General features: G+C 46.5%; 10 protein-coding genes. 1 reads left to right on the top strand and 9 read right to left on the bottom strand.

Annotated features, from left to right (window positions below; translation table 11 throughout):
• Positions 1–57: 57 nt before the first annotated feature.
• The 3 genes from fliZ to CMR03_RS05280 all read right to left on the bottom strand — a co-directional run bounded on the left by fliZ (position 58) and on the right by CMR03_RS05280 (position 2,444).
• On the bottom strand, positions 58–561 hold the full coding sequence (fliZ, locus tag CMR03_RS05290; protein WP_063879956.1) for a flagella biosynthesis regulatory protein FliZ: 504 nt from the start codon (positions 559–561) through the stop codon (positions 58–60).
• 51 nt (positions 562–612) lie between these two features.
• Positions 613–1,335 carry an RNA polymerase sigma factor FliA gene (locus tag CMR03_RS05285; protein WP_063879957.1) on the bottom strand — a complete coding sequence of 241 codons (723 nt, stop codon included), beginning with the start codon at positions 1,333–1,335 and terminating at the stop codon, positions 613–615.
• A 143-nt stretch (positions 1,336–1,478) separates the two neighbouring features.
• Entirely contained in the window at positions 1,479–2,444 is a 966-nt protein-coding gene (locus CMR03_RS05280) for an HNH endonuclease signature motif containing protein (RefSeq protein ID WP_096010997.1), read from the bottom strand.
• A gap of 585 nt (positions 2,445–3,029) precedes the next feature.
• Between CMR03_RS05280 and rfbD the strand changes: the two genes are divergently transcribed.
• On the top strand, positions 3,030–3,878 hold the full coding sequence (rfbD, locus tag CMR03_RS05275) for a dTDP-4-dehydrorhamnose reductase (RefSeq protein WP_096010996.1): 849 nt from the start codon (positions 3,030–3,032) through the stop codon (positions 3,876–3,878).
• A 504-nt stretch (positions 3,879–4,382) separates the two neighbouring features.
• Here the strand turns inward: rfbD and CMR03_RS05270 are convergent.
• The 6 genes from CMR03_RS05270 to CMR03_RS05245 form a co-directional block, all read right to left on the bottom strand.
• On the bottom strand, positions 4,383–5,165 hold the full coding sequence (locus CMR03_RS05270; protein ID WP_096010995.1) for a dTDP-4-amino-4,6-dideoxyglucose formyltransferase: 783 nt from the start codon (positions 5,163–5,165) through the stop codon (positions 4,383–4,385).
• 194 nt (positions 5,166–5,359) lie between these two features.
• A complete protein-coding gene (locus tag CMR03_RS05265) occupies positions 5,360–8,911 on the bottom strand; it encodes a glycosyltransferase (RefSeq protein ID WP_096010994.1) in 3,552 nt (1,183 codons plus the stop codon).
• Positions 8,912–8,954: 43 nt separating this feature from the next.
• Positions 8,955–10,082 (bottom strand): DegT/DnrJ/EryC1/StrS family aminotransferase, encoded by a 1,128-nt coding sequence (locus tag CMR03_RS05260; protein ID WP_096010993.1) that lies wholly within the window; start codon positions 10,080–10,082, stop codon positions 8,955–8,957.
• 181 nt (positions 10,083–10,263) lie between these two features.
• Positions 10,264–11,169 (bottom strand): flagellin N-terminal helical domain-containing protein, encoded by a 906-nt coding sequence (locus tag CMR03_RS05255; protein WP_096010992.1) that lies wholly within the window; start codon positions 11,167–11,169, stop codon positions 10,264–10,266.
• 863 nt (positions 11,170–12,032) lie between these two features.
• Positions 12,033–12,968, bottom strand: a complete 936-nt coding sequence (locus CMR03_RS05250; protein ID WP_096010991.1) for a flagellin N-terminal helical domain-containing protein — start codon at positions 12,966–12,968, stop codon at positions 12,033–12,035.
• Positions 12,969–13,322: 354 nt separating this feature from the next.
• Positions 13,323–13,560, bottom strand: a 238-nt coding sequence (locus tag CMR03_RS05245) for a flagellin (protein WP_262959167.1), incomplete at its 5' end; no start/stop codon positions are given.

The raw sequence follows: 13,560 nt of genomic DNA, 5'->3' as shown, positions 1-13,560 counted from the left end.
ATGGGGTGGGAGACAGAATGTCAGAGGAAAACCTGCCTGACACTTTTACCCGATCCCTTAACGTTGCTGCCAGCCCAAAAACTGGTCGTACTTACGAAGCGCAATACGATAATTGTTATTACCTGCATCGGGTAAGTCTTCTTCCAGGCATTGATGCCAGCTATTGCCTGTGAGTTTTTCAGCCGGAAAATTTCTGGCCTTCAACATATCGTCAAGCCGACGTAAGCGAACCACATATTCACGAATGGTGCTTGGGCTCATTTCAGTCTGTTCAAACAGATATTGTTTGAAGGCCATGATGTCAAAATAATTAGGATGCGTATTACAAAAAATATCGCTGCAAAAACGACAAAGTGCCGTTAATTCTGGCTGCAGTTTTAGCCAAAGCGGCTCATCAATCATTTGGTCCATCCGTGCGATGGCCTCTTTATTGATGATCTGGCCACGAAAGACCAGCGCCATACGGTCTAATACTTTGCCACAGTGTGAACAATTGTTTTGGCTGTGTTTGTAGTCTTTAAGATAACGACTTAAAGGTCTGGCTTTGGTTTTGGCTCCCACTGTTGAGTCCCCGATTTCTTATTATTTATAGATCGCCAGGAACTGAGCCTTCTAGCGCGCTCCCGTAAGTCGGGCACGCAAGCGTTTTATCGCCTGACTGTGCAGTTGGCTGACTCGGGATTCCCCCACGTCAAGTACCGCGCCAATCTCTTTCAGATTCAGTTCTTCCTGGTAGTACAGTGTCAGCACCATCTTCTCGCGCTCGGGCAACGCCTCGATCGCTTCAATGACGCGTTCACGCAGACTCCCTTCCATTAACTGATGAAGTGGATTGGCCTCTTCGTGCCCTTCCGTCACCAGTTCCGCACTGTCACCGTGTTCTTCTCGATACTCATCGTACGAAAAGAGCTGGCTGTTGTTGGTATCCAACAGAATCTGCCGGTACTCTTCTATCGAAACATTCAACTGTTGCGCGACTTCCTGTTCAGAAGCGGCCCGACCCAGCATCTGTTCGACCTGATGCATAGCCCCGGCTACCTCACGAGCATTTCGTCTGACGCTACGCGGCGCCCAGTCCCGGCTGCGAAGCTCATCAAGCATGGCCCCACGGATGCGCTGTACTGCATACGTGGTAAAGGCGGTACCCTGAAGCGCGTCATAGCGCTCCACCGCATTCAACAGACCAATGCCCCCGGCTTGAAGCAGGTCGTCAAGTTCAACACTGGCTGGCAGGCGGACCTGTAAGCGCAGTGCTTCATGACGTACCAGTGGGACGTAGCGCTGCCAGAGCGAATGTTTGTCCATCACGCCATCGGCGGTATAGAGATCGTTCACGTTGACTACCCTGCGTTAATGAAGTTATCGGCATGATTATGCAATTCTGTAGGGCTTTTGATTGGCTGAATAGGCGGGATAAACCAAGGTTATTTCAAATTTGTGATGTTTCAGAGCGGGAGGTCCCGCTCTGTACAGACAGACTAACGTAGTGACAGTAAACGCTGGCGGGTTGCGGATGGCACGTTTTCCCACAGTGCACAAACCTGCCCTTCCATCTCCTGATAAAACGGACCAATGCTTTCACGCGTTTTTTCATCCGCATGAAAACGCACCTGCCCGGAATCACCATCAATGCTTATCATTTTGTTGACAAAAAGCCGCTGTAAATCGCTACGCAGGAACAACCCGTTATCCACACTGTTGTCTGCCAGAAAACCTTCATCGTTTTCTCGCGTGTCGATATGGCAGGCTTCAACCCACGGCCACTGATGCGGGTCGAGAAGGCTGGTTCCGGTAATAATACAGGCACCGTAGCGCGCTTTTACGGCCGCCATAAATTCTGACTGGCTGGCTTTCTGCAACACTTTGGCTTTGACTCGCCGCCCCACTTCAGTACCAGGCATAACTGCAGCGGGAATCTTATGTTCGGGCGTGCTCAGTACCACAATAAACTGGATGCGACGAGACTGCGGGAAACAGGGGTTAGACTGCACGTTGAACAGCTGCCACCAGGCATCTTCTTCATCTTCACGCATCAAAACCAGTTTATAACCCCGGCTGTTGATCAGGTTTTGCGCCTGCGCAGAATGGGGATCGACCATGGCATAGACATAGCTTTTCCCTATCACCTTCCAGCGATTATCCTCATCCTCTTTTCCACGGCGAAAATAGTGAAAAGGCTGCTGCTGTTTAAGGTAGTACTCAAAACGGCGCAAATAGTTTTTCCGTTCATTGTCGTTAGCAATGAACAACAGGTCTTCCAGAGGACTGTTACTCTCTTCCTGAGCAAAGACAGCACGAATTTTTAACGTTCGATAGCTGGTTGAAGGACTCAGCAGCGCACGCGCCGTCAGTTCTTTCTCATCAGGGTATTGCTGTGCATAACGCCGGGCGATCTCTTCAAAAGAAAGGCGTTCGCCCGGAAGCAGGTCATAGTTAAAGCGCATAACCACCCCAGAACATGAAAAGTTATATCAAAATGAGAGTCATTCTGAAGGGGATTATCGGCATAGTTGTAATGAACTGTAACGCTGCGATGACTTTTTTATTATTTCCCCGTCCGGATTAAAATCCTGCCGTTTAAGTACGTCACATTTGCCTTATTACGCGAGAAAACAGGTATTTTCGTCGCGGATGACCGGGTGTCTTTTCCGCTTGTGCGCTGCGTCTTTAGCTTATCCTTTACTTTACCTGCTTTTTTATCGGTTATTCTTGCCATTAGTTTCACTTGCAAGCTCGTATTCTTTCATCATCACTCTGCAAGCGTAGACCGGTTCTAGAGGAAGTGAATAGGGGGGACGTCATACATGCCCATCGTGAATGGGTTGATTGCAGAACGGGTGACAATTTCCAGAGAGTTAAGGGGCATGGCCTGAGATCAGGGCTTCCAGGAAACCTTGCTGAAACAATTACCTAAAGGACCACACCTGCCAAATGAGGAATAACCGCAAAGTGACTTTTCTATCGCCAGTACTGCTGTTGATACTGTGTGCAAATGATCAGCAAGGAACATTACCGCAGGAGTCGCTCTGATGCGCGTTTTACTAACAGGTGCTTATGGTCAACTGGGCCGCTGCATACTGGATCGCTTTCCCACAGACTGGATTACCCTGGCGTGTGGGTCAGCAGAGCTGGATATTACCGACCGTTCAGCAGTCATGCGTATTGTTAAAAAATTCAAGCCTGATGTCATCATGAATACGGCTGCGTACACGGCAGTCGACAAGGCAGAAACTGACCGTACACGCGCACTCAAAGTTAATGCCATCGGCCCAGAGAATCTGGCTCAGGCGGCCAAACTGGTCAGTGCTCGTCTGATTCATATTTCTACTGACTACGTTTTTGATGGCATTAAAAAAACCGCTTACACCGAAAGCGATCAGCCCTGCCCGATTAATTTTTATGGTCTGAGCAAGTGGGAAGGTGAAAAGCGCGTAATAGATATCTTACCTGAAGCCATAATCATCCGTACCTCTTGGGTTTTTAGTGAATATGGAAGTAACTTTGTCGACACGATGCTCCATTTAGCGGAAACGCGTCATGAGATAAAGGTGGTGAATGATCAGTACGGTTGCCCTACCTACGCAGGCGATCTGGCCCAGGCAATGATTCTTCTTGCTGTACAGCCTGAAGCGCGGGGGATTTATCATTACTGTGGTGATGAGCCCGTAAGTTGGTGTGAGTTTGCACAAGCGCTTTTTATCGCAGTAAAAAAAGATATTTCAGTATTCGGCATTCGCAGCACCGATTATCCAACCGCTGCGGTTCGACCGTTAAATTCACAATTATGTTGTGATAAAATCAAAAAAATGAATATAAAAACCTCAGACTGGCAAAGTTATCTGCTAACTATTTATAAAAACTATAAAATAGCCTCTTAGCAGAGGTTGTCATAATGGGGTAATGTTTACACGACAAAGATGTACCAGCCAGTTATAAAGCAATCTAACTGGCTGATACATAAGCATTTCATATCAAGGCTATCGCCTCATTATTGAAGTATAGTGTAATCAAAATCTCCCTCTTGCCTGCCTGCTAGCAAATGTCACCCGTTTGCCTCTGTTCATTTCTCAGCTTATTTTTTCAATCTATAAACGTTATCTTTTTTGAATATGGTTATTTGAGCAATGCGAGTGTAATGATGCAGGATAGAGAAAAGTGCTTACTACATTAGAAAGTATTAAGCATCACAGCTAAGGATGAGAAAAGCGTAATAACAGTAAGCAAAACCACAAATAAAATCGTATTATTTCCCTAAACACGATCAAAACTCATAAATATAAAATCCTTGCGTCTTTGCATAGCAATCTTATCGGAGATAGAGCTCACTCTGAGGAGGTGCGTACATTACTCACTCCGAACGGAGCGCGATAAGAGGTGATCTTTTAAAAATCTTCATCGATGATTATCCTTACAAAATACTTTTTACCATTCTCATCACGAAAAAACGCATTTTTAAAGTCACCATGCGTTGTCGCACGCAATATTTTCAAATGTTCATCAAGCGTAGCGACAGAGTTCAAATCTAATTCACACAGCGCGTTATAGTCCTTAATTCCGTTGTAATTCCCTTCTGCCTGTGGTTTCTTTGTCGTATATGAACCGGAGATGATAGTAAAAATATTTTTACTTATGAGATACTTTTCTGTTGCGATGACGTTTCTGTAAACTGTCAAAGAAGTATCTGAAACTTTCACTTTAACTACTTGCTGATCGATAATTTCGCCATGGTCAACTTCGGCGTCCATTAAATGAATTGTCGCGCCCACAGGCAAACCATTGATAATTGAAAAAGCCTGGGGATACCATCCACGATTAAAAGGATTGAGACCGGGATGAAAGTTAATACAGCATAGGTTATCAGTAAGGGCGGCAGGGAAAATTTGTTTACAATGCAAACTGAAAACCAAATCATACTCCTGAATGATCCTTTCAACTGTGGACTCATCTTTTACATTAATCCGGGTCGCTCCAATAGCCATCATTAGTTGCGGATTCGTGTTAAATGACGTGTAGCAAAAGTCCGCGTTGAAGGGTAGCTCAAAGGGCTGTTTTTCAAGTTCCTCTTTAAGATAAAGCGACAGCTCCTGGTTATCGGACACCACCAGTAAACGCTGAGCCTGCGTACTCAGTCGTGCACCTGTTGCCTCTGTATAAACTTGAGTCATCGTCTTAATCCTTTATAAATACGAAATAACCGAAACGGGTTGTAAAGTGTACGAGGAGAATGTGTTTATCTTATATCGACAGTTTACACTGATTCTTACTGGGGTTTGGGACTCCACGAAGATAGTGTTTAAAGGATTAAGAGGGCTTACCCGCGGCAAGCCCTCTTTTTACCTTTACTGCATGTCAAAACGTATTAATCAGGCAACCACATATTCATCCAGTGGCGGAGAGGCTCTCCAGTAAGCATCCAGTCTTTGTGGATGGCATTTCGCAATGCCTCGCCCGAACGTCGTGAGGCTTCCGGATCATCAAGATGCATCTCGATTGCCTCCACCCAGTCTTTATAACGGTTTTTGACGCGCGTGACAGGTAAGTCATAATGATAACACTCCACATCACTGCAAATGACGGGGTATCCGCATGCGCCGTATTCCAGTAGTCTTAGATTGCTTTTACAGCGGTTAAACAAATTATCCTCAACCGGTGCCAGTGCTAAATCGAGATTCAGTGAAGCCAGTTTTTCAGGGTATTTCTTTATCTCTACACCGCTGTAGTATTCATGAATATACGGACGAAGTTTTGGCGGGCACATTCCAAAAAAGACCCATTCAACCCGATCTGCAAAGGCACGAACAACATCCGCAATCATTTCCAGATCGCCCCTATGGCTCGACCCGCCTGCCCAACCAACCCGAGGTTTCTTACCCTGGTTTCGTAAGCTGGTAAGATGTGCCCACGTTTTAACAGGCAAGCGATTTTCAGCTACGCGGATGTCATGATGGTTACCGTCGAATGCATTAGCCAGAGCGGGCGTGGAGACAACAAAACGATCAGCCAGGCTCAATGCTTTGCGAAGCGATTTCAAGATATCTTTCGGCATATTGGCGCGATGAATACTTTTCATTGGCAGATTAGGTAAGTAATCATCCAGTTCAAAGATTTTAAAGGTATTTTTTAATACCCCCAGCCGACGCTGCCATTCCAGTGATTCCGGAGTAATTTGTCTCTGTAAGACGATGCTGTCAGGAGCATACCGGGCAAGTTCAGCCGTGTGATGCATGTAATCCGAAAGACGCCCTTGTACCAGCCCTTCCGCCTTCATTGCTTTTAATGGTTGAATAATTCGGTACTGGCCGCAACCGGTGAAGTCCGCCATCATGGCAATAATAGTCGGCAACGGTTTCCATGACAGTGGTTTCCAGGTCATGTCTAAAGCCTGTTCCAGCTCAAAACCAGTGCCGTTGAGTGACAAGTTAGCGTTATAAGAAGGATCGTTAGCAATTAGCGGCAGCCATTTTTTATAAAAGCTGTCCTGCTCGTCTGTAAATCGTTTGATCTTCTTCTCTTGAGTAGACTTATCCACTTTTTTCTGGCTGACACTCCCTTCGTGCATCACGACGGCGTGCGGTGTCCATACGGTCAGATAGCCTTGTTCACGAACCTTAAGGCAGAGGTCGACATCGTTGTAGGAAACTTTAAAATTCTCTTCGTCCAGTCCGCCAACCGATTCATAAACGGATTTACGGATCATGAGGCAGGCCGCTGTAACCGCAGTGTAGTTTTGATCGACCATCAGGCGGCGCATGTAGCCTTTTGCATCTGCCGGCTCACCAATAAAGGGATGTTCTGCAGGTCCTCTCAGACCTAACAAAACGCCCGCGTGCTGTACTGTATTGTTAGGGAAAAGAAGTTTGGCACCCACCACACCCACTTCGGGCCGCTGTGCATGATTGAGAAGCTCATCAAGCCAGGCACCATCAATAATGGCGGTATCGTTATTTAACAGTACCATGTACTCACCCCGCGCTTCGCGCGAGGCCAGATTATTCATAGCAGAATAGTTAAACGGATAAGGGAAACGCAGAACTTTTATGCGCGCAGGGTCAACAGTTTCTAATCCCGATAACCACTGTTTCGCTTCCGCTGTTTCACTATTGTTATCGACGATGAGGAGCTCATAATTTTTATAAGCCGTTTTTTCCAGCAATGATGTCACACACGTTATCAGTACGGGTAACTGGTCTTTAGTCGGAATAATAATTGACACAAGAGGCTTTTCTGCGTGCTCATATCGAAGATTATACAATCCCGGCCAGGTATTTTTGACCCAACCATTCGAATAACCCCGTTGACGTAGATGTGTGCTCAGGATATCCAGGTACTCTGGATTGGTATTAAGTGAAAAAGTATGAGAAATCACCAGTGGTTCAGGCAGATGCCCAATACTGTTTGTACCATATTGTTCGATAAGTTTAACGATGCCTGCAAACTCCCATGCATTAACATAGCGCGTATCGAAAAAGCCTGAGTTAACGATACACTCACGGCTAAAGAGCCAATGGCGCGCCATTTCAGCAGGATGACTTAACAGTAAATCCAGATTAAAATCAGGACGGAAAGAGGTTCCCGTAATCTCGCCAGCTTGCTGATACATTTCATCCGCATAGACAGCGCTGCAGCCTGCCGCAGAAGGTAATGACAGCGCAAGTTGCAACAAGCCACTTTCTGTAAGCACACTTCCCGCATTAATGATCAGAATCCATTGTTCCTGACGTTGCTCGATATGTGAATTGATTGCTTCCGCATCATTTCTTCCATATATGGTTTCAGCATTGCAGGATAATTGTCCGTTATGGTTTACAATAACGGGTACCAACGTCAGGCCTGAAATATGCTTTTTATTAATATCATTTACGGACTGTTCAATAAATAACGGTTCGGCACCACTCGATAAGATATAAACCGCAATCTGTGTGCTAAACATCTGGCTGCTGATGTAATCATCAATCCTTGCTGAATCACGATCGGTGACTGTACGTAATGCCAGCCACTCTTTTAAGCTCTTGTTCGCGCGGTTACCGTCCGACAAGTGTAATGCACTGCTCATCGCAGCAAGAAGATTACAATTGATATAATTCTGGGGATGACTAAGCGCCGTAACCCGCACAGACTGATTCTCATTAGGATCGCCTTTGTACAATCCTAACTGCTCAATCATTAACGGAAACTGTTGATAAGTATTAGAGACAATATCCGCCTGAGATGAAGCCTGATGGCTGACCTGACTTTCAGATACCCTAAATTGCGAAAGCGGCTCACTGATAAAAGCCAAATTACCTTTAACTAAAAGGTTAACATAAATGCAGAGGTCATAAAGATAGGGCAGGACCTGGCCGTTCAGGTAAACCGGATTATGATTTAATTCCGTTAAGGCTTCGCGGCGGCATAGTACGCAGGAAGGCTCACCAATAAAATTAATGATGTAATCACAAAGGAATGAAATAACATCCCGCCCTTCTAAAATAACATCGCCACGGAAAGGATAAGCGGTTGCCATGATATCAGCCAGCACATAACCAGACTCGTCAATACGCTGCCGACGTGAGGAGGCAAGAATGATATCAGGTGAAGCATTGAGTGCTTTGACTAAGCGGCTTACACAATCAGAGCGCAGAATATCGTCGTCATATAAAAATTTAACGTATTCGCCCTGGGCAAAGGATAAGCACCGCTCTATGTTACCCAGTTCCAGTAGCCGTGTTTCGTTTTTATAATAGTGAACTGGATGCGGGCTCCCCTGACTCACTCGCTCAACGACACGAGCGAGCTCATCGCTGCTACTGTCATCACAGATGATAATTTCAATTTCAGGGTAATCCTGCTGCATAGCACTTTTTAGTGCATCCTCGATATAATCACTTTTATATGCAGGGATCAGGATAGACACCAGATTACTTTTTGACATACTAAGCCTCAATGACGATGTGGGAACATCGCAAAATTGTTATTTACGCTGCTCTGACGTGACCGGCTGTCAGGATGACGTGAATAATCTCATTCTGACTCTCTTCACTTAAGGTCGGATAGATGGGTAAGCAAAGAACTTGCTTAGACAGTAAGGACGCCTCAGGGAGATTATCAGGAGATGAAGACGAATAGCCTTTATACATTGGGAATTCTGAAATCAATGGATAAAAATAGCGGCGTACATAAATATTTTTTTCTTTAAAGAGCATATACATCGCATCGCGAGAAAGTGGGAACAGGCTTTCATCGATAAAAATTGCACAGTAGGCATAATTCCAGTCCACACCGGCTGGGACAAAACTAAAAGAAATGCCCTTAAGATGGCTCAACGCCGCAACATATCTCTCAAAAATTTTTCTGCGACAATCCAGCGCGTAGTCAATATGTTTTAATTGCAATAAGCCAAATGCAGCCTGAATCTCGTTCATTTTTCCATTAATGCCCGGGGCAACAACGGTGGTTTCATCTGCAAAGCCAAAGTTTTTCAAATAATCGATGCGACGCTTGATTTTTTCATTTGGGCAAATGATCGCGCCGCCTTCAAAGGTATTAAATACTTTGGTCGCGTGGAAACTTAATACTGACAGATCGCCATGATTCAGTATGCTTTCGCCGTCCTGCTTCACCGAAAAAGCATGGGCTGCGTCGTAAATCACTTTAAGGCCATACCGATCGGCAATTTCCTGAATAGCGTCCATATTACAGGGAATGCCATAGCAATGGACCGGCAATATGGCGGTTGTCTGAGGCGTGATCGCCGCCTCGATTTTAGCCGGATCGAGATTGCACGTTACCGGATCGATATCGACGAAGACAGGTTTTATGTCATTCCAGAGTAAAGAGTGAGAGGTGGCAACAAAGGAAAAAGGCGTCGTGATGACTTCACCAGAGATACGCAAGGCCTGCAATGCGGTCACCAGTGCCAGCGTACCATTTGCGAACAGGCAAAGATGTTTTACATCCAGATACTCAGCCAATGCCTGTTCAAGCTGTTGATGAAAAGGGCCGCCATTAGTCAATTGCTTGCTCTGCCAGATCTCTTCAAGATAAGGCATAAACTCTTCCAGAGGCGGAAGCAACGGACTGGTCACCATTATATTGTTATTCATACCCTCTCCTGCTGACCATATGTCATCAAAATAAACCAGATTGATTTATTCTACTCAGGTCAAGGGAGAGTCAATCGGCGCAAAAACACTATAAAAGCGCAGTATTCTTGCTTATCAATAGCAACAGAACAGATAAAAAAACCCTGCCAAAAGGCAGGGTTCGAATGCGTTGTAAAGAGGATTAACGCAGCAGAGAAAGCATAGTCTGTGGCACCTGGTTGGCCTGGGCCAGCACCGAAGAACCTGCCTGCTGCAGGATCTGCGCGCGGGACATGTTAGACACTTCGGTCGCGTAGTCGGCATCCTGAATACGGCTGCGGGCTGCGGTCAGGTTGGTCACGGTGTTGTTCAGGTTGCTGATGGTGGACTCGAAACGGTTCTGAGATGCACCCAGCAGGCTGCGCTGGTTGTCGACAGATTTGATTGCCGCATCGATATCAGTCAGTGGGCTGCCATCTGTAGCGCCACCAGAAGTAACGGTACCTTTCAGTACGTCAAAGCCTTCAGCGACGGTTGAACGTGCGTTACCGTTGATTGTCTGACCTGAAGTCTGACCTGATGCACTTGCAGTATTGAACAGGTTGAAGCCGTTACTTGAACTGATAGTGATACCGATAGTTTCGCCATCTTTCGCGCCAACCTGGAAGTTATAGGTCGTGCTGCCAGAACCGGTGTTCAGGACTTTAATGCCGTTGAAATCGGTCTGCTGAGTAACACGGTTGATCTCTTCCATACGCTGGTTAACTTCAGACTGAATGGAGTCGATGTCAGACGCTGAGTTAGAGCTGTTCTGCGCCTGTACGGTCAGGTCACGTACACGCTGCAGGTTGTTGTTGACTTCGGTCAGTGCGCCTTCAGCGGTCTGTGACAGAGAGATACCGTCGTTGGCGTTACGTGCCGCAACGGTCAGACCGTTGATGTTAGAGCTGAAGCGGTTAGCAATTGCCTGACCCGCTGCGTCATCTTTGGCGCTGTTGATACGCAGGCCAGAAGACAGGCGCTCAATAGCAGTACCTAATGAAGACTGGGATTTTGTCAGGTTATTCTGGGTAACCAGTGACAGGGTATTGGTATTAATAACTGCCATGATAAGTATCCTTCATAAAGAGATTTAGGTTTGGTTTTTGGCCTGCGGCTTAATTGCCTTCAATAATGTTATCGCCCGCTATGCGCAAAACTTTAAGCCTTACTGGTATTTTTTATCTTAATAAAGGAAAAAACAGGTTTGCGAAAAATTATTTGACCGAGTTTTAAAATCGTCCTTACTGGCTGTCAGCCCCACCTCTCTGAAGACTCATAACCTTATGTTTTTTAAGTCATCATTAAAAATATACATGACCAAATCACAGTATCTGACCAGTATATAGACCTCTAACACTACCGCATTTCTGTTGAAGAGAAAGATGCTAAGCCATTGAATTACTGTAAAACCATAATAGTGTAATAGTATTAGTAATGTAACGGACGCAATAATACTTTATCGCGCAATTGAAACCCTCACCGCCCTATTCCGTCTACGTATCACCTTTTTTATGCATGTTATAATCACGGCAGGTTAATAAATGCGGTTTTGCCAGTTAATTAAAACAAGCTATCTTTACGAAATTATAAAAAGAATCAACGATAGTAACGCACAGGATGACAGTAGCAGACTATCCGCTGAAAAATCTTTGCCGCGGTAACATATCCACGGATGGGAATATGAGATAACTGCGTGAGGTTTCAGGCGCCAGAAGACGGAGCTAACGTTTTGCAGCTTCCTACGCGCAGGACGCTATCTAAAAGCCACTTAGCATAGCCAGTAAGGGTGAAAGCCTTAAAACAGTACTGCTTCACTTCAGCTAATATCAGGCCGTCGTAAAACTGTGACTGGCCTGGTATATGCTTGTATAAAATAAAAAAACGCCCTCATTACTGAGGGCGTTTTTATTAATGCGTGCTTTGCGGCAATTAACGCAGCAGAGACAGCATAGTCTGAGGCACCTGGTTGGCCTGCGCCAGCACCGAAGAACCTGCCTGCTGCAGGATCTGCGAGCGAGACATGTTAGATACTTCGGTCGCGTAGTCCGCATCCTGAATACGGCTGCGGGCCGCGGTCAGGTTGGTCACGGTGTTGTTCAGGTTGCTGATGGTGGACTCAAAACGGTTCTGAGACGCACCCAGCAGGCTGCGCTGGTTATCAACCGCTTTAATCGCTTTATCGATATCAGCCAGCGGCGTAGTACCCGTTGCAGTACCACCGCTACCACCCGTTACAGCACCTTTCAGCACGTCGAAGCCGACTGCTGAAGTGGTACGCGCGTTACCGTTAACGATATCTGTGCCTGAAGCCATAGCACGGGTGTTCTGAACACTACCAGACTGACCCGCTGCGGCCAGGTCAAAACCGTCGCTTGAGCTGATCGCGATGCCGATGGTTTCGCCGTCTTTCGCGCCAACCTGGAAGTTATAGGTGGTGCTGCCTGAGCCGGTGTTCAGGACTTTAATGCCGTTGAAATCGGTCTGCTTGGTGACGCGGTCGATTTCCTGCATACGCTGGTTAACTTCAGCCTGAATCGAGTCGATGTCAGACGCTGAGTTAGAGCTGTTCTGCGCCTGTACGGTCAGATCACGTACACGCTGCAGGTTGTTGTTGACTTCTGACAGGGCGCCTTCAGCGGTCTGCGACAGAGAGATACCGTCGTTGGCGTTACGTGCCGCAACAGTCAGGCCGTTGATGTTAGAGCTGAAGCGGTTGGCGATAGCCTGACCCGCTGCATCATCTTTGGCGCTGTTGATACGCAGGCCGGAAGACAGGCGCTCAATCGCAGTGCCCAGGGATGACTGAGATTTGCTCAGGTTGTTCTGAGTAACCAGAGACAGGGTATTGGTATTAATGACTGCCATGATGAATATCCTTTAATAAGAAATACTGGGTCAGGTATTTGGCCTGCGGCTTTATCGCCTTCAATATTGTTATCGTCCGGGCTAAGCAAAACTTTATGCAAGAGGCATATTTTTTAATCGTCTAACGGAAAACAGGTTCAGCCAGGTCTTCAGTCATACCTGAAAAACATCAGCAGAGCTCGAAAGGCCGTAGCGCCGTTTCACTTTCGCCGCTGAATTTCCGATAGCGTAAAAACCGTGGTTAGGATGGAAAGCCAAACGAAAGAAGCGTGGTCGAGGATAATATTGACAGGCCATAAATGAAAAACGCCTTCATCACTGAAGGCGTTTTTATTAATGCATGCTTTGCGGCAATTAACGCAGCAGAGACAGCATCGTCTGAGGCACCTGGTTGGCCTGCGCCAGCACCGAAGAACCTGCCTGCTGCAGGATCTGCGCGCGGGACATGTTAGATACTTCGGTCGCGTAGTCGGCATCCTGAATACGGCTGCGGGCTGCGGTCAGGTTGGTCACGGTGTTGTTCAGGTTGCTGATGGTGGACTCAAAACGGTTCTGAGACGCACCCAGCAGGCTGCGCTGGTTATCAACCGCT

It is taken from the genome of Pantoea allii, from assembly GCF_002307475.1.
Taxonomy (GTDB): domain Bacteria; phylum Pseudomonadota; class Gammaproteobacteria; order Enterobacterales; family Enterobacteriaceae; genus Pantoea; species Pantoea allii.
Note: the sequence above shows the minus strand (reverse complement) of the source record. Positions and strands in the feature narration are given on the sequence as shown.